General features: G+C 67.8%; 19 protein-coding genes. 8 read left to right on the top strand and 11 right to left on the bottom strand.

Going from position 1 to position 19,376, the window contains the following annotated elements; translation table 11 throughout:
• Positions 1-210 precede the first annotated feature (210 nt).
• The gene (locus tag AC1IQ6_RS07640) at positions 211-2,625 is read left to right on the top strand and encodes a DUF3772 domain-containing protein (protein ID WP_102776230.1); all 2,415 of its coding nucleotides are present in this window, start codon (positions 211-213) and stop codon (positions 2,623-2,625) included.
• Between the two features lie 13 nt (positions 2,626-2,638).
• Here AC1IQ6_RS07640 and AC1IQ6_RS07635 read toward each other — a convergent pair whose 3' ends face one another.
• Complete coding sequence (locus AC1IQ6_RS07635; RefSeq protein ID WP_102776231.1) at positions 2,639-3,322, bottom strand: hypothetical protein; 684 nt, start codon at positions 3,320-3,322, stop codon at positions 2,639-2,641.
• 42 nt (positions 3,323-3,364) lie between these two features.
• The gene (locus AC1IQ6_RS07630) at positions 3,365-3,832 is read right to left on the bottom strand and encodes a hypothetical protein (protein WP_485866081.1); all 468 of its coding nucleotides are present in this window, start codon (positions 3,830-3,832) and stop codon (positions 3,365-3,367) included.
• 479 nt (positions 3,833-4,311) lie between these two features.
• Between AC1IQ6_RS07630 and AC1IQ6_RS07625 the strand changes: the two genes are divergently transcribed.
• Complete coding sequence (locus AC1IQ6_RS07625) at positions 4,312-4,602, top strand: antibiotic biosynthesis monooxygenase family protein (RefSeq protein ID WP_102776233.1); 291 nt, start codon at positions 4,312-4,314, stop codon at positions 4,600-4,602.
• 151 nt (positions 4,603-4,753) lie between these two features.
• Here the strand turns inward: AC1IQ6_RS07625 and AC1IQ6_RS07620 are convergent, their stop codons facing one another.
• The 7 genes from AC1IQ6_RS07620 to AC1IQ6_RS07590 all read right to left on the bottom strand — a co-directional run bounded on the left by AC1IQ6_RS07620 (position 4,754) and on the right by AC1IQ6_RS07590 (position 10,686).
• The gene (locus AC1IQ6_RS07620) at positions 4,754-5,359 is read right to left on the bottom strand and encodes a 3'-5' exonuclease (protein WP_111825584.1); all 606 of its coding nucleotides are present in this window, start codon (positions 5,357-5,359) and stop codon (positions 4,754-4,756) included.
• Between the two features lie 4 nt (positions 5,360-5,363).
• The gene (locus AC1IQ6_RS07615) at positions 5,364-5,588 is read right to left on the bottom strand and encodes a DUF1653 domain-containing protein (protein WP_102776280.1); all 225 of its coding nucleotides are present in this window, start codon (positions 5,586-5,588) and stop codon (positions 5,364-5,366) included.
• 94 nt (positions 5,589-5,682) lie between these two features.
• The gene (locus AC1IQ6_RS07610) at positions 5,683-6,393 is read right to left on the bottom strand and encodes a glutathione S-transferase (protein WP_102776235.1); all 711 of its coding nucleotides are present in this window, start codon (positions 6,391-6,393) and stop codon (positions 5,683-5,685) included.
• Between the two features lie 17 nt (positions 6,394-6,410).
• Positions 6,411-8,003, bottom strand: a complete 1,593-nt coding sequence (locus AC1IQ6_RS07605) for a GMC family oxidoreductase (protein ID WP_485866080.1) — start codon at positions 8,001-8,003, stop codon at positions 6,411-6,413.
• Positions 8,004-8,022: 19 nt separating this feature from the next.
• Positions 8,023-8,826: a shikimate dehydrogenase family protein gene (locus AC1IQ6_RS07600; protein ID WP_102776237.1), complete on the bottom strand. Its 804-nt coding sequence runs from the start codon at positions 8,824-8,826 to the stop codon at positions 8,023-8,025.
• A 15-nt stretch (positions 8,827-8,841) separates the two neighbouring features.
• Complete coding sequence (locus AC1IQ6_RS07595; RefSeq protein ID WP_479731259.1) at positions 8,842-9,828, bottom strand: transketolase family protein; 987 nt, start codon at positions 9,826-9,828, stop codon at positions 8,842-8,844.
• Positions 9,829-10,686 carry a transketolase gene (locus AC1IQ6_RS07590; RefSeq protein ID WP_209167062.1) on the bottom strand — a complete coding sequence of 286 codons (858 nt, stop codon included), beginning with the start codon at positions 10,684-10,686 and terminating at the stop codon, positions 9,829-9,831.
• Between the two features lie 125 nt (positions 10,687-10,811).
• Between AC1IQ6_RS07590 and AC1IQ6_RS07585 the strand changes: the two genes are divergently transcribed.
• Positions 10,812-11,516: a GntR family transcriptional regulator gene (locus AC1IQ6_RS07585; protein WP_102776239.1), complete on the top strand. Its 705-nt coding sequence runs from the start codon at positions 10,812-10,814 to the stop codon at positions 11,514-11,516.
• A 9-nt stretch (positions 11,517-11,525) separates the two neighbouring features.
• Complete coding sequence (locus AC1IQ6_RS07580) at positions 11,526-12,593, top strand: glycerol dehydrogenase (RefSeq protein WP_485866079.1); 1,068 nt, start codon at positions 11,526-11,528, stop codon at positions 12,591-12,593.
• A gap of 22 nt (positions 12,594-12,615) precedes the next feature.
• Here the strand turns inward: AC1IQ6_RS07580 and kce are convergent, their stop codons facing one another.
• Both kce and AC1IQ6_RS07570 read right to left on the bottom strand, forming a co-directional pair.
• Positions 12,616-13,551, bottom strand: a complete 936-nt coding sequence (gene kce, locus AC1IQ6_RS07575) for a 3,5-dioxohexanoate:acetyl-CoA acetone transferase (RefSeq protein WP_209165766.1) — start codon at positions 13,549-13,551, stop codon at positions 12,616-12,618.
• A gap of 32 nt (positions 13,552-13,583) precedes the next feature.
• The gene (locus AC1IQ6_RS07570; RefSeq protein ID WP_485866078.1) at positions 13,584-14,366 is read right to left on the bottom strand and encodes an SDR family oxidoreductase; all 783 of its coding nucleotides are present in this window, start codon (positions 14,364-14,366) and stop codon (positions 13,584-13,586) included.
• Positions 14,367-14,686: 320 nt separating this feature from the next.
• Here AC1IQ6_RS07570 and AC1IQ6_RS07565 point away from each other — a divergent pair, with 320 nt between their 5' ends.
• The 4 genes from AC1IQ6_RS07565 to AC1IQ6_RS07550 all read left to right on the top strand — a co-directional run bounded on the left by AC1IQ6_RS07565 (position 14,687) and on the right by AC1IQ6_RS07550 (position 19,362).
• Positions 14,687-15,886: an ABC transporter substrate-binding protein gene (locus tag AC1IQ6_RS07565; RefSeq protein WP_102776243.1), complete on the top strand. Its 1,200-nt coding sequence runs from the start codon at positions 14,687-14,689 to the stop codon at positions 15,884-15,886.
• Positions 15,887-15,992: 106 nt separating this feature from the next.
• The gene (locus tag AC1IQ6_RS07560; protein WP_102776244.1) at positions 15,993-16,859 is read left to right on the top strand and encodes a branched-chain amino acid ABC transporter permease; all 867 of its coding nucleotides are present in this window, start codon (positions 15,993-15,995) and stop codon (positions 16,857-16,859) included.
• Between the two features lie 24 nt (positions 16,860-16,883).
• A complete protein-coding gene (locus AC1IQ6_RS07555) occupies positions 16,884-18,665 on the top strand; it encodes a branched-chain amino acid ABC transporter ATP-binding protein/permease (protein WP_102776245.1) in 1,782 nt (593 codons plus the stop codon).
• Complete coding sequence (locus AC1IQ6_RS07550; protein ID WP_102776246.1) at positions 18,658-19,362, top strand: ABC transporter ATP-binding protein; 705 nt, start codon at positions 18,658-18,660, stop codon at positions 19,360-19,362. The genes AC1IQ6_RS07555 and AC1IQ6_RS07550 overlap by 8 nt, the downstream gene beginning before the upstream one ends.
• Positions 19,363-19,376 lie beyond the last annotated feature (14 nt).

Genomic DNA, 19,376 nt, shown 5'->3' with positions numbered 1-19,376 from the left:
AAACGTTGGCCACGTAAACTTGGATTGCGGGCGCCGGCGCCGGCCGCCGCTCCCGTCAATCTGCCCCTTTTTTCAATAGCCGCGCAGCCGGCCCGCTGGCGACGATCGCGGCCGGGTTAAAAATGGGGCCATAGCACCAGTTTTTGTTGCAATGGGCAGGACTGCGGCTTGTTATGCTGCCGCCTCGATGCGAGCCACTCGCCCTGAAACATGATTCCTATTCCCTCTACCCTGCCCCTGCGGACCGGCCGCGCCCGGCCGTCCTCGCTCATGGCGCTGGTCGCGGCCCTGCTGCTGGCGCTGTTCCTGTTTCCCGCCGTCGCGGCCTCGCCGCCCACCCCGGCCGATACCGAAGCCATGCTGGGCTCGGCGCGCAAGCAGATCGACGAGATCCGCAAGCGCGTGGCCGACGAAACCGACGACGCCAGCCTGGTGAAGCAGCGCGGCGAAGCGCTGGACATTCAGTCCAAGGCGGACGCCGCGGCCGAGGCGCTGGCGCCGCAACTGGCCAGCGTGGCGGCCAAGCTGAGCGAACTGGGCACGCCGCCCGAAGGCGCCAAGGAAGCGCCGGACGTGGCCGCGCAGCGCGCGCAGCTGGAAAAGAGCAATCGCGCGCTGGACGCGCAGATCAAGCTGGCGCGGCTGCTGTCGGTGGACGCCGGGCAGACCGCGGAACAGATCTCGGCGCAGCGCCGCACCCAGTTCCAGGCGCGCCTGGGAGAGCGGCGCGACTCTTTTCTCTCCGACCCGTTCTGGACCGAGTTCCGCGCGGAATTCCCGCGCGACCTGGAACGCCTGGAGGACCTGGGCGATAACCTGTCGACCGCGGTCGGGCAGACCCCGAAAAGAGGCTGGCTGCTGCTGGCCGCCGCGGCCGCGCTGACGATCGCCCTGCGCATCTGGATCGGCCGCCTGCTGCTGCGCCTGACCGCCACCCGCGTCCCGCCGGGCCGGCTGCGGCGCTCGTTCCTGGCGCTGACCCACGTGGCCATGGCGGTGGCCACGCCGGGCATCATCGCGCTGCTGATCCACGTCGGCCTGGACTGGAATTCGCAGTTGAGCGACAACACGTCGTCGCTGCTGGCCAACCTGGTGGCGACGGTCTGTTTCGGCGGCTACGTGTCCGGCCTGGGCTATGCGCTGCTGTCCTCGAACCGGCCCTCGTGGCGCCTGCCGCCGATCAGCGACCTCGTGGCGACGCGGCTGCGCTGGGTGCCCGGCGTGGTGGGCGTGCTGGTGGTGATGATCTGGCTGGCCGAGCGCCTGCCCGTGCTGCTCAACGCCAGCCTGACGACGACGATCACGCTGACCGGCATCGTCGCCGTCATGACCATGGCCCTGATCGGCGCGGTGCTGGCCATCGGCCGCCGGCTGCGCCGCCGCGCGATGCAGGAAAGCGATGCGCCCATTCCTTTCTGGGTGTCGCTGCTGCTGAGCGCCATCTGGACCGTGCTGATACTGAGCCTGGCCAGCCTGCTGGCCGGCTATGTGGCGTTCGGCAGCTTCCTGGTCAAGCAGACGCTGTGGACGCTCATCGTGCTGGCCTCGGCCTATCTGGCCTCGACCCTGATCGAAGACGGTTTCGGCACGCTGCTGGGCACTTCGCACCGCGACAGCGAGCGCGAAGCCCCCAGCATCCGCGACCAGGCCGCGGTGCTGCTGTCCGGCGTCGGCCGGGTGGCTGTCGGGCTGCTCGCCATCACGCTGCTGCTGGCGCCGTTCGGCGAAGCGCCCACCGACCTGCTGCAGCGCTTCGACCAGTTGCGCAAGGGCCTGGCCATCGGCGAGGCGCAGATCCGCCCGGGCGCGGTGCTGCAGGCGCTGCTGGTGCTGGGGCTGTCGCTGCTGGGCGTGAAGATGCTCAAGCGCTGGCTGTCCAACCGCTATCTGCCCACCACCGAGCTGGACCCCGGCATGCAGTTGTCGGCCGCCACGCTGTTCGGCTATGCCGGCGTGGTGACCGCCGTGGCGCTGGCGCTGTCGGCCGCCGGCATCGGCCTGGAACGGGTGGCGTGGATCGCCAGCGCGCTGTCGGTGGGTATCGGTTTCGGCCTGCAGGCGGTGGTCCAGAACTTCGTGTCGGGCCTGATCCTGCTGGCCGAACGTCCGGTCAAGGTGGGCGACTGGGTCTCGCTGGGCGGCGTGGAGGGCGACATCCTGCGCATCAACGTGCGCGCCACCGAGATCCAGATGGGCGACCGCTCGACGGTGATCGTGCCGAACTCGGAGTTCGTCACCAAGACCGTGCGCAACGTGACCCGCTCCAACCCGCTGGGCCTGGTCCAGATCAAGCTGCCGCTGCCCCTGTCCACCGACGCCGAACAGGTGCACGACCTGATCCTGCAGGCCTTCGCCGACCACGAGGACGTGCTGGAGACGCCGGCGCCGAACGTGTTTCTGGACGGCATCGAAGGCGGTCACCTGATCTTCAACGCCAAGGGCTACGTGTCCTCGCCGCGGGCCGCGTACGGGGTGCGCAGCGCCCTGCTGTTCACCGTGCTCAAGCGGCTGCACGATGCAGGGCTGGAGGTCTCTTCGCCGCCCACCATGCTGCTGGCCTCGGCCCCGGAACTGCCGCCCATGCAGGCGGCCGCGCCGGCGCCGGGCGCGCATCCCGCGCCCTGAGCGGCCGGCGGGCTCAGCCCGGCGTGTAGAGGTCCGCGAAGGCCTGCTGGTCCAGCCTGGGATTGCGCAGCGGCGGCGAGGCCAGCGCGGCGCTGCGCACCGAGCGCACGGGATAGGCCTGGGCCGCCGGCGGCAGCGGCTGGCCCAGGGGCGGGCGTTCGGCCAGCACCGGCGCCGACGGCGCGACCTGCGCCACGGCGGCGCCGTCGAATCGGTGATCCGCCGTGGTCAGCGCGGGATTGGTGCACAGCCCCTGCGCCACCAGCGCGGCCTTGGTGCGGTCATCGGTCTGGCACAGGATGTCGATGGCGGCCGTCTCCAGGCGCCGCGCCCGGTCGGCGTCCTTGGTGGACGCGGCCGCCTGCATGGTGCGTTCGAAGTTGCGCCGCAGGCTGCACTTCTGGTCCTCGATCGGGATCGCCACGTTCATGCCGAAGCCGACCACGGAACCGCCTCCTCCGGCGGAAACCATGCAGCTGTCCGACGAAAACGAGCCGTAGAAACTCTGGCCGCCCACCGGCGGCGCGCTGCGCAGCGTGCTGGAGCCGCCGTTGCTGGAATTGAAGGTGATGCCCTGGTTGTTGCCGGCATTGGTCGAGCCCGAGGTCGCCGACGTCGTGGCACTGGAACTGCTGGTCTGGGCCGCGGCGGAGAACGCGGCCAGCGACAGCGTCATGGCAAGCGCTATGGTCTTCATGATGTCTCCTCTACCGGACGGCCGCAGCCGTCCGGTCAGGGGTCAGTGATTGAACCCTGCGACATGGCCTACCGCGCCGATGCCGTGTATTGCCCCGAACGCCCCCACGTTCGCCGCGTGGAACGTCCCGGCGGCCGAGGCGCTGGTCTCGGTCTGCCCGAACGAGGCCCCGCCGTTGGCGATGCTGTCGCCCACCATGATGGGCGCGTTGCCCGACACGCTGCCGTACGACTCGCTGGTGGCGTATTGGCGCGTGCTGGTGACGACTTGCGTTCCGTCCGGACCGAAGCTGCCTCCTGCCTGGGCCACGCCGCCGGTTTCACCGAACGAGGTCTGGCTGGACGAACCGTAGCCGTTGATCTGGGTGGCCACCACGGAACTGCCGGTGGAGATGGATGACACGGTGCCGTTGATGGCGCCGGAATGGACCGTCACCGAGCCGCCGGGGCCGGTGGCGTAGGCGGTGGCGGCGAACAGGGACAACGCGGCGACTGCTGCGAGCTTTTTCATTTGAGCTCCTCCCGATCCGTGCTTGCACGGATGCATGGCTGCCGGCGACCGACCGGCGCGGACCGTTACCCTCCCAGCCCTCCGGACAATGACGAAAGGCCTGGGACTTTCGTATTGGTACGGAATGATTGCGCCGTCCTAGATCCGTCGATATCGGCTGAACGGGCGACCGACTCCCGCCGGACGATCCGGGCCGGTAACACATCCGGCCAAATGTGCGAACACGCCGCGCGCGGACCATGCGTATGGACGAAACGCAAAGGGCTGCGACGGCCGCGCCGCGCGCCGCACTCGGCCCGATGGATGGGAAGGCCGGCGCGCGCCTGCGGCAACTGCACTAGGACGCGCGGGCGACGGGGCCACCCTGCATTTCCCGCAAGCGCCGTCAAGCTGTCGTACGGCTGAATACCGCCTTTTTCGGCCATACTATCTGCGCCGCCGGCCGCTGCCGGCTTCATCCATCACAGGGAGACAAGACCATGATCCAGGAGATTGCCAGCATCCACGTGCGCGAGGGGCAGGAAGCGCTGTTCGAGGCCGGCGTGGCGCAGGCCAAGCCGCTGTTCCTGCGGGCCCGCGGCTGCCACGGCATGGAGCTGTACCGCAGCATCGAACTGCCGCAGCGCTACACGCTGGTGGTGGAGTGGGAGACCGTTGAAAACCACATGGTCGATTTCCGCGAATCCAGCGATTTCCAGGAATGGCGCAAGCTGGTGGCGGGCTTTTTCGTCGAGCCGCCGCAGGTGCATCACGAGCAGAAGGTGATCTGAGGGGGGTGGAGCGATGGGTTACGCGCGTTCCGCAGCGGTTTTTTATATCGAATGTCTCGCGCTGCACCCATCCTACGGCCTCACGATCGTAGGATGGGTCCAGCGCGAGAGTCTTTAGGCCGGAACGCGACCATCGAACGCGCGAAACCCATCAGCCGGCGCCAACCCCCAACAACGACCCGGCCGCCAGCGCCACCGCCACGGTGGTGCGCACGTCGGCCAGCGCCCGGTGCGTGGGGTTGGACGCGCCGACGTGGCGGGCCAGGATCTCCAGCTTGTGCGAAGGCAGTTCGGGCCAGGCGCGGCGGGCCAGCGCCAGCGTGCAGTGGGTGGGGTTGGAAAACGGCATGCCGGTCTGGTCCGCTGCCGCGCCCAGGAAGCGCCGGTCGAAGGACGCGTTGTGGAAGAACACCGGCAGGTCTTCGACGAAGTCCAGGAACGACGAGAACGCCTGCGTCACCGGCACGCCGTGGCGGTCCACCTCGGCCTGCGTGATGCCGGTCAGGCGGGTGATGAACGACGGCACCGGGCCGCGCGTGCGCACCACCTGCGTGTACTCGCGCTCCAGCGCGCCGGCCGCGCCCACGCGCACGGCGGCGAATTCCAGGATCTCGCAGGTGGCGGTGGACAGGCCGGTGGTTTCCAGGTCGGCCACGATGAAGGGGCCGCGCAATGCCTGCAGCGCGTCGCTCAGGGCCTCGGCCTTGCGGCCCGCCGCCGCGCCGGCCGCGCGCGGCCGTCGGTAGAAATAGCTCATGGCTTCACTGCGCCGAAGCCAGCGGCGCGAAACGCGGCCTGCCGTCGTCCAGCTTCCCGAAGAACATCTCCGCCGGACGCACCCACAGCCCGCGTTCGTGCGGCCACAGGTGTTCGTACACGACCAGGGATTCTTCGGTTTCGGAATGGCGGGCGGTGCCCACGTAGCGGTACAGGCCGCCCTTGTAGTGGCGGTGCGAGGCGAGAGCCAGGGCTTCGGATTCGGTCATGGAGGACTGCGGCAGCAATATGGCCCGGGCATGGCGGTGCATGACCGGGCCTGAAGGTTCGGACGATACCGAGTTTATAGCGCACCGGCGCGGATCAGGCCGCGTCCAGCTCGCGGTAGCGGCGGAAAATGCCGTCGCCGTAGGGCAGGCGCCTGCCGCTCTGGAAATACGGCTGCAGCTCGGGCAGCGCCGCCACGCGCGCATGCAGCGCCATGACCTTGGGATAGGACGCGGCCAGCGTCGCCATGCGCTTCGGGAAGGCATAGAGCAGGCCGTCGACCAGCTGGAACAAGGACAGGTCCGCATAGGTCCAGCGCTCGCCGCCGGCCAGCCAGGCCTGCTGCCCTTCCAGCACCCGCTCGAAATACCCCAGGAACTTGGGCATGCGTTCCTCGCGGAAGCTGCGCGCGCGCCGCGCCGCCTCGGCCTTCTGGTCTTCGTAGTAGTCGCTCGACGAGATGGGATGGTGGGTGTCGTGGGCTTCGGCCACCATGTCGGCGATGGTCAGCTGCAACTGGTTGACCCACAGCCGCCCTTCCACGGACTTGGGCGCCAGCCCGTGCTTTTCTCCCAGGAACAGCAGGATGTTGGCGGTCTGCGCCAGCGTCATTTTCCCGGCCACCAGATACGGCGGCGCGAAGGGCGGATATTCGCGCCGCGCGGCCATGTCGGCGGCCAGCGTGGCGCCGTCGGCGCCGGGTTCGCGCGCGCGCTCGCGGTAGGCGATGCCGCCCGCCTCCAGGGCCAGGCGCACGAACTCCCCGCGTCCGGGGATGCCGTCCCAATACCAAAGGTCGTATGTCATGCCAGCTCCTTTTCCGGTTATTGCGCGTCCTCCAGGATCATCTCCGCGCCCCGCTCGGCCACCATCATGACGGCCGCCTGGGTATTGCCGGACACCATCCTGGGCATCACCGAGGCGTCCACCACCCGCAGGCCCGACACGCCGTTGACCCGCAGGCGCGCGTCGGTGACGGCGCCGTCATCCGAGCCCATGCGGCAGGTGCCGATGGGATGGTAGATGGTCTGGCCGTTGCGGCGCGCGAAGTCCAGCCATTCATCGTAGCGCTGCACGTCCGCGCCCGGGCTCATTTCCGCGGCCACATAGGGACGCAGGGCCGGCTGGCCGACGATGCGCCGCGCCGCCATCATGCCGCCCACCAGGCTGTCGCGGTCCACCTGGGCCGACAGGAAGTTGGGGCGGATGGCCGGCCCGGCCAGCGGGTCCGCGGACTTGATGTGGATGGAACCCGTCGATTCGGGGCGCAGCTGGGCCACGCCTATCGTCATGCCGGGTTCGCGGTCCAGGATGCGTTCGGCCGCGTTGGCGTAGCTGGCGTGCACGAAGAAATACTGCACGTCGGGCGCCGGCAGGTCCGGCGCGCTTTTGACGAAGCCGTGCACCAGCCCCGTGCCCAGCGTCAGAATGCCCTTGCGGCTGGCGTAGTAGCGCGCCACCTGCCGCGCCAGCCGCCAGCCGCGCGACATTTCGTTCAGCGTCACCGTGCCCTTGACGCGCCAGTTCATGCGCGTGGCGTAGTGGTCGATATAGTTTTCGCCCACCTGCGGCAGCGCATGCACCAGCGGGATTCCCAGCGATTGCAGCAGCGCCGGGCTGCCCACGCCGGACAGTTCCAGCAGTTGCGGCGACTGCACCGCCCCCAGGCACAGCAGCGTCTCGCGCGCGGCCCGCACGGTGTGCTCGCGCCCGTCCTGCCGATAGACCACGCCCGTGCAGCGCCTGCCCTCGAACAGCAGCCGCGTCACGTGCGCCCCGCATTCGACGGTCAGGTTCCTGCGGCCGGCCGCGGGCCGCAGATAGCCGTCCACCACGCTCCAGCGGCGGCCCCGGTGCTGCAGCACCTGGTAGTAGCCCACGCCCTCCTGGTCGCCGCTGTTGTAGTCCGGGTTCAGGCGCTGGCCGTCTTCCTGCGCGGCGCGCAGAAACGCGTCGGACACCGGATAGCGTTCAGCGACCTCTTCCAGGCGCATGGGGCCGTCCGTGCCGCGGCCCTCGCCTCCCCGCTCGTAGCGCTCGATCTTGCGGAACAGGCGCGCGGCCTGCGTCCAGTTCCAGCCGGCGGCGCCGGCGGCTTCCCAGCCGTCGTAATCGCCGGGCTGGCCGCGCACGTAGATCATGCCGTTGATCAGCGTCGAGCCGCCCACGCCCTTGCCCCGGGGCACGGCGATGGTCCGCCCGTATACGTTGTCTTCCGGCTCGGTGGCGAAGCGCCAGTTGTAATCCGGATCGACCAGCAGACGCGAAAAGCCCGCGGGTATCGAGATCCACATGCTGCGCGGCTGCTGCCCGGCCTCCAGCATCAGCACGCGGTGCCTGCCGTCGGCGCTCAGGCGGTTGGCCAGGATGCAGCCGGCGGTGCCGCCGCCGGCGATGATGAAATCGTATTCGCCCATGGTCGTTGCGGGTCGGGCCTCAGGCGGCGTCCGGCACGCCCAGCATCTGCGCCATCAGTTCGATCTGGCAGGCCAGCATGGGCGCGCCGTAGTGCACCTTGCAGCCGCGGGCCTGAGCGGCCAGCAGCAGCGCGGTATCGCGCGGCTGCATGATGACTTCGCAGACCAGCTGGTCCGGCGTCAGCCGCTGCGTGTCCAGCGGCAGCGCATCGTCGGGCTTCATGCCCAGCGAAGTGCCGTTGACGACCAGGTCATGCCCCGAGGGATCGGGCGTGCCGATGGCGATGTCGGCGCCGGGATGCAGCGACAGGATGCGCTGCTTCAGGTCTTCGGCCTTGGCCACGGTGCGGTTGGCGATGGTCAGCCTGGATACGCCGGCCTGCACCAGCGCGAAACCGATGGCGTTCGCGGCCCCGCCGGCGCCCGCCAGGTAGGCGCTTTTTCCTTGCGGGGCGACGCCGGCCTCGATCAGGCCGCGGACGAAGCCCTCGCCGTCCAGCATGTGCGCGACCAGCCGGCCGTCGGGGTCGCGGCGCACCACGTTGGCCGCGCCTATCGCGCGCGCCACGGGGCTGGCCTCGTCGACCAGCTCCAGGATGGCGGTCTTGTGCGGCATGGTGACGATGACGCCGCCCAGGTTGTTCAAGCGCCGCAGCGCCGCCACCGCGTCGGCCAGGCCGTCGGGCCGCACGTGGAAAGGCACGCACACGCCGTCGAAGCCGATGCGGGCGAAATGCTCGTTCATGCGCTGCGGCGTCTTCACATGGTGGATGGGATCGGCCAGGATGCCGAACAGGCGGGTGTTGCCGCTGATTTCCTTCATTGGGTTCTCCGTGGTTCAAGCTTTGAGCAGTTCGCGCGCGACCTCGCCGATGCCGGCGGCGTCGAGCCTGTAGTGCGCGTACAGGGTCGCGGGCGGCGCGATCAGGCTGTATTGGTCGTAAATGCCGTGGCGGCGCAGGCGGACGCCGCAGCCGGCGTCGGCCAGCACTTCGGCCACGGCCGAGCCCAGCCCGCCCAGCACGTTGTGTTCTTCCACCGTCATCAGCGCGGAGGAGCGGCCGGCTGCGGCCAGCACGGCCTCGCGATCCAGCGGCTTGATGGTGGCCATGTCGATCACGCCCACGGACCAGCCCTCGGCGCCCAGCTGCGCGGCGGCGGCCAGCGCGGCGTGCACGGTGATGCCGCAGGCGATGATGTTGAGGTCGCTGCCGTGGGAATGAACGATGGCGCGGCCGAATTCGAACGGCGCGCCGTCTTCGTAGACCTGCGGATCGCGGCCGCGCCCGATGCGGAAATAGATGGGCTGCGGCCAGTCCACCGAGGCCTTGATGGCGCTGGCCAGCTGCGGCCCGTCGGCCGGCGACACCACGGTCAGGCCGGCCAGGGCGCGCATCGTGGAAATGTCTTCCGTGGCGTGGTGCGAAGTGCCGTAGAACCCCAGGCTGATGCCGGTGTGATGGCCGATGAGGCGCACGGGCAGCCCGGTATAGGCCACGTCCATGCGGATCTGTTCGCAGCACAGCAGGCCCAGGAACGAGGCGAAGGTCGCGACGAAGGGCATCATCCCGGTGGTGGCCAGGCCGGCCGCCGCCGACACCATGTTCTGCTCGGATATGCCGAACTGTACGTAGCGGTCCGGATAGGCCTGCGCGAAACGATGCAGGCCGTTGGAATATTGCAGGTCGGCCGACCCGGCCACCACGGGGTGGCCTTGCGCGGCCAGCGCGATCAGGGCGTCGGCAAGATAGGAAAGCCCGGGGTTCACCGCGTTCAGCGCGCGGTACTGCCAGGAGTCGGGGGAGAGCGGGTTTGCTTGTGCCATTCAGATCTCGCGGGACATGATTTCGTCGATAGCGGCCTGCGCGTCCTGCGGCGCCAGATAGCCCAGGTGCCAGCCGGGCTCGGTCTCCATGAAAGAGACGCCCTTGCCCTTGACGGTCCGGGCGATCACGCAGGCCGGCCGGTCGCGCGCCTCGTCGGCGCGCAGGCGGCGCAGCAGCGCGGTCAGGGCCGCCGGATCGTGGCCGTCGACCTCGTGCACCTCCCAGCCGAACGCCTGCCATTTCTCGCGCAGCGATTCCACGCCCATCACGTCGTCGACCTTGCCGTCGAGCTGGTAACCGTTGCGGTCGACGATGGCGATCAGCCGAGACAGGCGGTGGTGCGCGGCGAACAGGGCCGCTTCCCAGACCTGCCCTTCCTGCATCTCGCCGTCGCCCAGCATCACGAACACGCTGAAGTCGCGTCGGTTCATCCGGCCGCCCAGCGCCATGCCCACGCCGTTGGACAAGGCATGGCCGATGGAGCCGGAACTGAAATCGACGCCCGGCACCTTGCTCATGTCGGGGTGGTCGCCCAGCGGGCTGCCCAGCCGGGTGTAGCCGTCCAGCAACGCCGGATCGAAAAAGCCCTGATCGGCCAGCACCGGAAAGAGGCCCACCGCCGCATGCCCCTTGCCCATCAGGAAACGGTCGCGGTCCGGCCAGCGCGGGTCGCCGCGGCGCAGGCGCATGACGCCGTAGTACAGCGCGGCAAAAATCTCGGCGCACGAGAACACCGAGCTGTAGTGGCCGACCTTGGCGATTTCGATCAGCCGGATGGTCTCCAGCCGGATGTGGCGGGCCTTTTCCCGCAGCAGCCGGACCTCCGCCTCCGAGGGGATTGCGCAGCGCTGTTCCATGCCGTCTCCCGCTTTCAACAGAATATATGATATATAATATACTAGCTTAGCGCGTATTGGTCATTGCGGGATAGAATGCATCCCGCGCCCCGCCGCTCCATCGATACAGCCGATCCGCAACCGTTATGTCGAGCCTCAAACCCGTAAAAAAAGAGAACCTCTCCGTCAAGGTCTACAACGAGATCCGCAACGCCTTGATCAACGGGCAGTACGAACCGGGAGAGCGCCTCATCATTGGCGAACTGGCCCAGGAAATGGGGGTTTCCATCACGCCCGTGCGCGAGGCCATCTTCCGGCTCATCAGCGAACAGGGGCTGGAAATGCAGGCGGCCACCGCGGTCTACGTGCCGTACGTCAATTCCGAAAAGCTGCGCGAGATCCAGCAGATCCGTTTTCACCTGGAAGGCATGGGCGCGGCCGAGGCCGCGCAGAACATCACGCGCAAGCAGCTGGACAACCTGGTCGCGCTGCAGCGCGAATTCATTTCCCACACCGCCACCGATCCCAAGCGCGCCAGCTACCTGAACCGCAAGTTCCACTTCGCCATCCTGGAAGCCAGCGGCAAGCCGATACTGCGCAACACGGTGGAGTCGTTCTGGGTGATCACCGGCCCCATCCTCAAGGTCTTCCACGTCAAGACCTCGGGGCTGGACTATTCGCAGAACGAGCACCGCCACGAAGCGGTGCTGCAGGCCCTGGCCGCGCGCGACTCCGAAGCCGCCCGCAAAGCCATCCAGGCCGACCTGGTCTGGGGCGGCAAGATCATGATCGATTGGCTGGTGGAACGTGAAAAGGAGCTCGACTACCGTGGCCCTCCTCCCCGCAAATAGGCGCATGCCATGCTGAAGATTTTCGGCGCCCCGAGCCGCTACATCCAGGGAGCCGGCGCGCTGGACGCGCTGGGCCGCTACGCCGCGCTGTTCGGCAGCCGCGCGGCGCTGGTCATCGACAGCCACGTGCGCGCCCTGCTGGGGCCCCGGATCGAGGCGCTGTGCGCCGCCCATCAGGTCGAACTGGCCGCGCTCACGGTCGACGGCGACCTGACGCCCGACGCCGTCGCCGGCCTGCGCGCGCAGGCGGCGGCCAGCGGCGCCGGCATGGTGATCGCGGTGGGCGGCGGCAAGGCGCTGGACGCCGGCAAGGCGGTGGCCCGATCGCTGCACTGCCATCTCATCACCGTGCCCACGGTGGCCTCCAACGACGCGCCCACCAGCAAGAACTACGTGCTGTACGACAGCCATCACCAGCTCCTGGCGGTGGAGCACATGCTGTTCAACCCCACCATCGTGCTGGTCGACACCGCCGTGATCGCCTCCGCGCCCGCGCACTTCTTCCGCGCGGGCCTGGGAGACGCGGTCTCGAAGAAGTTCGAAGCCGAACAATGCCGGCGCAACGGCGGCATGAACATGTACGACGGCGCGCCGCCGCTGGCGGCGCAATTCCTGGCCGACGGCTGCCTGCGCACGCTGCTGGCCGACGGCGCCGACGCCATGGCCGCGGCCGGCAGCGGCCAGCCCACGCCCGCGTTCGAGCGCGTGGTGGAAGCGATGATCCTCATGAGCGGTCTCGGTTTCGAAAGCGGCGGCCTGTCCATCGCCCATGCGCTCACGCGCGGGCTGCCCCGCATCGGCGGGCTGGCCGGCGCGCCGCACGGCCTGCAGGTGGCGCTGGGCCTGCTGGTGCAGCTGGACCTGGAACAGCGCGCCGACGGCATGCTGGCCGATCTGCGGCAGTGGTACGCCCAGGTGGGCCTGCCCGCCACGCTGCGCGAACTGGGCGCGGCCGACCCCAGCGACGCGGAACTGGCGCTGGCCGCCGAGCTGACCCTGAAGGCCCGCCACGCCGCCAACTTCGACCGCGCGCTGGACGCCGGCGCGCTGGCCGCGGCCCTGCGCCGCCACGCCTGAGCCGGCGGCGGCGGCCGCGGCCTCAGAACGCGACCTGGTCCTTGCCCTTGAGGCCCAGCTTGGCACGGGCTTCTTCCGGCGTGGCGATCTCCAGGTTCAGCGCTTCCAGTATGGTGCGGATGCGCTCGACCTGCTCGCGGTTGGACTGGGCCATGCGGCCCGGCCCGATCCACAGGGAATCCTCCAGCCCCACGCGCACATTGGACCCCATGGCCGCGCCTATGGTGGCCAGCTGCATCTGCGCGCGGCCGGCGCCGAGAATGGACCACTCGTACTCGTCGCCGAACAGGCGATCGGCGGTGCGCTTCATGTGCATCAGGTCTTCGGGATGCGGCCCGATGCCGCCCAGGATGCCGAACACCGACTGGATGAAGGGCGGCGACTTCACCAGGCCGCGGTCGACGAAATGCGCCAGGTTGTACAGGTGGCTGATGTCGTAGCACTCGAACTCGAAGCGCGTGCCGTTGGCGTCGCCCAGCCTCAGGATGGTTTCGATGTCCTGGTAGGTATTGCGAAACACCAGCGAGCGGCTGTTCTCCAGATGCTCGCGTTCCCAGTCGTGCCTGAATTCAGTGAAGCGGCCCAGCATGGGAAAGAGGCCGAAGTTCATCGACCCCATGTTCAGCGAGCACAGCTCCGGCTTGAAGGCCACGGCCGGCTTCATGCGTTCTTCCACCGTCATATGCGGGCTGCCGCCGGTGGTGATGTTGACGATGGCGTCGGTCGCGCCCTTGATCCGTTCGAGGAACGGCTTGAACAGCGCCGGGTCCTGCGAGGGCTTGCCGGTCTGCGGATCGCGCGCGTGCAGGTGCAGCACCGCCGCGCCCGCCTCGGCCGCGCCGATGGCCGCCTGCGCGATCTCGTCGGCCGTCACCGGCAAGTGCGGCGACATGCTGGGCGTGTGGATGGCGCCGGTCACGGCGCAGGTGATGATGACTTTCTGTCTGGGCTTGGCCATGCTGTTCTCCGTTGGATTCCTGGCGTTTCGGTTCAATAGAGCTTCTGCGTGAAGCCGTCGACCACGATGGCCTGCCCCGTCACGCTGCCGGCGGCCTCGCTGGCGTTGAACAGCACCATGTTGGCAATGTCGCGCGCCGTGACCATGCGGCCCAGCGCGGCCTGGCTTTCGTACTGCGCGGCGATTTCCTCGACCGGACGGCCCAGCGTCTGCGCCTTGGCCGCGATCACGGCGCGTATGCGCGGCCCTTCGACGGCGCCCGGCAGGATCGCGTTGACGCGGATGCCGTAGCCGCCCAGCTCGATGGCGAGCGACTTGGTAAAGCCGATCACCGCCCACTTCGACGCCGAATACACCGAACGGCCGGCAAAGCCCAGATGGCCCGCGGCCGATGACATATTGATCATCACGCCCGCGGGCGACTCCTTGAGCAGGCCGATGGCCTGCCGCGCGCACAGGAACTGCCCGGTGATGTTGACGGCCAGCGTGCGGTCCCAGTCGGCCTTCGACAGGGTTTCCACATAGCCGGTGGGGCCGGCCACGCCGGCGTTGTTGACCAGGATGTCGAGCCCGCCGAGCTGCCGGCGGACCGCGGCGAACAAGGCCGCCACGCTGGCTTCGTCGGCGACGTCAGCCAGGGCGGTGTGCACGCCGGGAAGTTCGGCCGGCAGCGCCGCCAGGCGGGCTTCGTTCACGTCGCACACGAATACCTCGGCGCCCGCGCCGCGGAACACCCGCGCCATCTCCAGCCCCAGTCCTTCGGCGCCGGCGGTGATCAGCACCCGTTTGCCGGCGAAAGTCACTTCATCAAACATATCCCTGTCTCCCTGGCCCGGTATGCGGGCTTTTTTAGGATATACGATATATGGGCAAATTAAGATCCATCTGATTTTTCAGCCATCTGAAACGGCGTGTGTCCATTCCGTTGCCCAGGCCAAAAATACGGCATATAGCCGCATTAATCGTCAACTAAGCGTGTATTTACAATGCTTTAGGGAATTCCCCGATTCGTCGGGTTCAGGCCCCCACTAGAATCCAAAGCGGGAAACGTCACCCCGACGACGGATATATCATATATTCAAAAAAAGACGGGAACAGAAAAATCCCGCATCCCATACCGACAAAGGAGCGTAGCGTGATCAAGTTCAAGAAGACTGTTTTGGCGCTGGGGGTATGCGGCGCATTGGCGACGGGAACCGCGATGGCGGACATGAAGGTGGGGGCCTTGTTTCCGTTCAGCGGCGCGCTCGCCCTGCTCGGCCAGGAAAGCTATCGCGGCCTGGAACTGGCGGTCGCGGAAATCAATGCGGCCGGCGGCGTCAACGGCGAGAAGATCGAAATCATCAAGGCCGACGCGGTCGATCCGACCCAGGCGGTGTCGGAAACCAAGCGCCTGATCTCTTCCAATGTCGTCGGGGTGTTCGGCAGCTATGCCTCCGGCATCTCGTACGCGGCCTCGCCGGTCGCGGAACTGGCCGGCGTGCCGTATTTCGAACTGGGCGCCACCGCCCACAAAATCACCACGCGCAACTACCAATACCTGTTCCGCAGCAACCCCAACACGGCGCTGTACGGCGTTGCGGTGATCAACGCGCTGCACGAGATCGTCGCGCCCGGCATGGGCCTCGATCCCAAGCAGGTCAAGATCGGCATCATCCACGAAGACGGCCCCTACGGCACCGACGTGGCGGCGACCGAGAAAAAGCGCGCGCAGGAACTGGGCTACACGGTGGCCGAGGTTCTGCCCTACTCCGCCAAGACCGTCGACCTGTCGTCGCTGATCCTGCGCCTGAAGGGCGCCAAGGTCGACGTGGTGCTGCACACGGCCTACCAGAACGACGCCATCCTGTTCTTCAGCCAGGCGCGGGCGGCCGGGTTCAAGCCCAAGGTCGTGATCGGCGCGGGCGGCGGCTATTCCCTGACCGACACGGCCAAGGCCGTGGGCGCCGACATGAACGGCGTGTTCGACCTGGACTTCCCGCAGGCGTCCATCGATCCGGCCGGCGCGCCGGGGCTGGACAAGTTCCTGCAGGCCTACCGCAGCGCCTACAAGAGCGATCCGCAATCGGGCCACAGCCTGACCAACTACGTCGGCGCCAAAGCCTTCTTCGAAGCCATCGGCAACGCCAAGTCCACCGACAAGGACAAGATCCGGGCCGCGGTCCTGGCCTACAAGAAGCCGGCCGGCCAGACGGCCAACGGCTGGGCCTTCGATTTCGGCGAAGACGGCCAGAACAACGCATCCACGTTCTACGTGATGCAGTGGCAGGACGGCAAGCTCGTCACCATCGCGCCCGACAGCCTCGCGCTCGGCAAGCCGATCTTCAAGAAGTAAGCCCGGGCGCCCCGCGCACCTGACGTATCCCCCGGGGCCCGCGCGCCCCGGCCCGGACCGCTCCCCGGCCGGGCCGGGTCCGCTGCCCGCTCTCTGAGGTTGTCATATGGATCTTTTCGTTCAACTGGTCATCAACGGCCTGTTGCTGGGCGGCGCCTACACCATCATCAGCCTGGGGCTGACGCTGATCTTCGGCGTGGTGCGCGTCATCAACTTCGCGCACGGCGAGTTCCTGATGGTGGGCATGTACATGGTCTACCTGATCGCCGCGCAACTCGGCGTGCATCCCTACGCCGGCCTGGTGCCGGTCGCCATCGTCCTGTTCGCGCTGGGCGCGCTGACGCAGAAGGCCATCATCCAGCCGCTGCTCAACGCCGACCAGCACATCCAGATCTTCGCCATGGTGGGCGTGTCCACCATCCTGCTGAATCTCGCGCTGGTGATATTCGGCGCCAACGTCTACCGCGCGCCGGTCGAACTGGGCACCGACGCCATCGGCGTGGGCGCGTATTCCATGGTGACCGGGCAGCTCGTCACCTTCGTGATCGGGCTGGGCCTGGCCGTGCTGCTGCATGTCTTCATGCACCGCACCTACCTGGGCCGCGCGCTGCGGGCCGTGGCGCAGCACCGCTACGCCGCCACGCTGATGGGCGTGAACGTCAACACCGTCTACGCCATCGCCTTCGGCCTGGGCACGGCCTTCGTCGGCATCGCCGCGGGCCTGCTGGCGCCGCAGTATCCGGTCTTCCCCACCGTGGGCACGTATTTCGTGCTGACGGCGTTCGTGATCGTCGTGCTGGGCGGACTGGGCAGCCTGTACGGCGCAGTGGCGGGGTCCATGATCATCGGCATCGTGGACACGCTGGCCGGCTTCTATATCGCCCCCGACCTGAAAGAGGTCGTGTACTTCGGGATCTTCCTCTTGATCCTGGTCCTGCGCCCGAACGGACTGTTCGGCGTCGGTACCGAGTGACCCGCAAAACCAGGAGCGAAAAACGTGTTTCCCGATATCCGGCATCCCAAAGCCTACGTCAGCCTCATCCTGCTGGCCGCGATGTTCATTGCGCCCGTCGTCCTGGCCACGCCGCTGTGGACCAATCTTTTCGTGCTGCTGTTCGTGTTCTCGGCGCTGTCGGTGGCCTGGAACATCGTCGGCGGCTACGCCGGCCAGCTCTCGCTGGGCCACGCGGTGTTCTACGGCATCGGCGGCTACACCGCCACGCTGCTGACGCAGAACTGGGGCATTTCGCCCTGGATCGGCATGCTGGCCGGCGCCCTCATCTCGGCGGGCGTCGCCGTGCTGATCAGCTACCCCACCCTGCGGCTGCGCGGCCCGTTCTTCGCGCTCGCCACCATCGCCATCCTCGAAGTGGTTCGCCTGCTGGTGATCCACGAAGAAAGCTGGACCGGCGGCTCCAGCGGCATCAGCCTGCCGCTGAACATAGGCTGGAAGTGGATCGTGTTCCGCGAGAAGATCAACTACGTGATCATCGCGTTCGGCCTGTTCCTGCTGGTGCTGTGGGTGTCCTGGTACGTCCGCAAATCGCGCGTCGGCCACTACCTGATCGCCATCCGCGAACGCGAGGACGCGGCGCTGGCCGTCGGCATCCACGCGGTGCGCATGAAGATCCTGGCGGCCGTGATCTCGGCCATGCTGACCAGCATCATCGGCACCTTCCACATCACCTACCTGACCTTCGTCGATCCCAGTTCGGCGTTCTCGCTGGAGCTGTCCATCCAGATCGCCATGTTCGCCCTGATCGGCGGGCTGGGCACGGTGATCGGACCGATCGCCGGCACCTTCCTGGTGCTGCCCATCGCCGAACTGGCGCGCGGCTGGCTCAGCAGCGTGGGCAACGGCATGCACGGGCTGATCTACGGCCTGATCCTGGTGGCCGTGGTGCTGACCATCCCGCACGGCCTGGCCGGCGCCTTCGGCCCCACCGTCGAGCGCTGGCTGTCGCGCCTGCCCTACCTGGGCACGCCGCGGGCCGGGCGCAAGCTGGCCGACGAACTGCGCCTGCACGACGCCGTGCGCACCGAGCAGCCGGTGCTCAAGGCCGAGAATCTGTTCAAGAGCTTCGGCGGCCTGCGCGCCACCAACGACGTGTCGCTGACGCTGAACCGGAACGAGATCCTGGGCATGATCGGACCCAACGGCGCGGGCAAGACCACGGTGTTCAACCTGCTGTCGGGCTTTCTGGCGCCGGACAAGGGCAGCGTCTCGATGCTGGACGCCCACGGCAACTGGGTCTCCTGCAAGACGCCCGACGAGTTCGCGCACCAGGGCCTGGGCCGCACCTTCCAGATCGCCAAGCCGTTCACCGGCCTGACCGTGCTGGAGAACATCATGCTGGGCGCCTTCATCCGCACCGCCGACCGCGACGAGGCCGAGCAGATCGCGCTGAAAATCGCCGAGCAGACCGACCTGGTCAAGTACCTGGGCGCCGAGGCCCGCAGCCTGACCGTGGGCGGCATGAAGCGCCTGGAGATCGCCCGCGCGCTGGCGATCAACCCGCGCATCCTGCTGCTGGACGAAGTGATGGCGGGCCTGAACCCCACCGATATCGAGAAGTCGATCCGGATGATCCGGCGCATCCGCGATTCGGGCGTGTCGGTGCTGCTGATCGAACACATGATGCAGGCCACCATGGCGCTGTCCGACCGCATCGTGGTGCTCAACGAAGGCGCGGTGCTGGTCAGCGGCGCGCCGCAGGACGTGGTCGAGAATCCCGCAGTCATCGAAGCCTATCTGGGCAAGGAGTATCAGGATGCTTAAGGTCTCGAACCTGTCCGCCGGCTACGGCAAGAGCCAGGTGCTCAACGGCCTGAATTTCGAAGTCCGCGCCGGCGAGATCGTGACTCTGATCGGCGCCAACGGCGCCGGCAAGACCACCACGCTCAAGACCCTGTGCGGCGTGATCGCGGCCCAGGAAGGCCGGGTCGAATTCGAGGGCCGCGACCTCACCAACCACAAGCCCTACGACATCGTCGACGCCGGCATCACCATGGTGCCCGAGGGCCGCCAGCTGTTTCCGCACTTCACCGTGCGCGATAACCTGCTGATGGGCTCGTACAAGCGTGCAGCCCGCCCCATCGTGCAGCGCAAGCTGGACGAAGTGCTGGCCATCTTCCCGCGCGTCAAGGAACGCCTGGGCCAGTACGCCGGCTCCCTGTCCGGCGGCGAGCAGCAGATGGTGGCGATCGCGCGCGGCATGATGGCCGATCCCAAGCTGCTGGTGTTCGACGAGCCTTCGCTGGGCCTGTCGCCGCTGCTGGTGCAGCAGATGTTCGACATCATCCGCGACGTGACCGCGCACGGCATGACCGTGCTGCTGGTGGAACAGAACGTGTTCCGCACGCTGCGGCTGGCCGACCGCGGCTACGTGCTGGAAAACGGCGTCATCGTGCGCTCGGGCACCGGCGCCGAACTGCTCGGCGACCCGCACGTGAAAAAAGCCTATCTCGGCCACTGACTCCAGGAAACACC

It is taken from the genome of Achromobacter sp. MUI-25009338 (assembly GCF_057359325.1).
This window is presented reverse-complemented; position numbering and strand designations above follow the sequence as displayed.

Excerpts from the sequence above, each read along its gene's own strand:
- AC1IQ6_RS07600 (WP_102776237.1), bottom strand. The coding sequence starts at position 8,826 with ATGAAGGAAATCAGCGGCAACACCCGCCTGTTCGGCATCCTGGCCGAT.
- AC1IQ6_RS07625 (WP_102776233.1), top strand. The coding sequence starts at position 4,312 with ATGATCCAGGAGATTGCCAGCATCCACGTGCGCGAGGGGCAGGAAGCG.
- AC1IQ6_RS07630 (WP_485866081.1), bottom strand. The coding sequence starts at position 3,832 with ATGAAAAAGCTCGCAGCAGTCGCCGCGTTGTCCCTGTTCGCCGCCACC.
- AC1IQ6_RS07610 (WP_102776235.1), bottom strand. The coding sequence starts at position 6,393 with ATGACATACGACCTTTGGTATTGGGACGGCATCCCCGGACGCGGGGAG.
- AC1IQ6_RS07615 (WP_102776280.1), bottom strand. The coding sequence starts at position 5,588 with ATGACCGAATCCGAAGCCCTGGCTCTCGCCTCGCACCGCCACTACAAG.
- AC1IQ6_RS07635 (WP_102776231.1), bottom strand. The coding sequence starts at position 3,322 with ATGAAGACCATAGCGCTTGCCATGACGCTGTCGCTGGCCGCGTTCTCC.
- AC1IQ6_RS07620 (WP_111825584.1), bottom strand. The coding sequence starts at position 5,359 with ATGAGCTATTTCTACCGACGGCCGCGCGCGGCCGGCGCGGCGGCGGGC.
- AC1IQ6_RS07585 (WP_102776239.1), top strand. The coding sequence starts at position 10,812 with ATGTCGAGCCTCAAACCCGTAAAAAAAGAGAACCTCTCCGTCAAGGTC.
- AC1IQ6_RS07640 (WP_102776230.1), top strand. The coding sequence starts at position 211 with ATGATTCCTATTCCCTCTACCCTGCCCCTGCGGACCGGCCGCGCCCGG.
- AC1IQ6_RS07595 (WP_479731259.1), bottom strand. The coding sequence starts at position 9,828 with ATGGCACAAGCAAACCCGCTCTCCCCCGACTCCTGGCAGTACCGCGCG.
- AC1IQ6_RS07605 (WP_485866080.1), bottom strand. The coding sequence starts at position 8,003 with ATGGGCGAATACGATTTCATCATCGCCGGCGGCGGCACCGCCGGCTGC.
- AC1IQ6_RS07560 (WP_102776244.1), top strand. The coding sequence starts at position 15,993 with ATGGATCTTTTCGTTCAACTGGTCATCAACGGCCTGTTGCTGGGCGGC.
- kce (WP_209165766.1), bottom strand. The coding sequence starts at position 13,551 with ATGGCCAAGCCCAGACAGAAAGTCATCATCACCTGCGCCGTGACCGGC.
- AC1IQ6_RS07590 (WP_209167062.1), bottom strand. The coding sequence starts at position 10,686 with ATGGAACAGCGCTGCGCAATCCCCTCGGAGGCGGAGGTCCGGCTGCTG.
- AC1IQ6_RS07580 (WP_485866079.1), top strand. The coding sequence starts at position 11,526 with ATGCTGAAGATTTTCGGCGCCCCGAGCCGCTACATCCAGGGAGCCGGC.
- AC1IQ6_RS07570 (WP_485866078.1), bottom strand. The coding sequence starts at position 14,366 with ATGTTTGATGAAGTGACTTTCGCCGGCAAACGGGTGCTGATCACCGCC.
- AC1IQ6_RS07550 (WP_102776246.1), top strand. The coding sequence starts at position 18,658 with ATGCTTAAGGTCTCGAACCTGTCCGCCGGCTACGGCAAGAGCCAGGTG.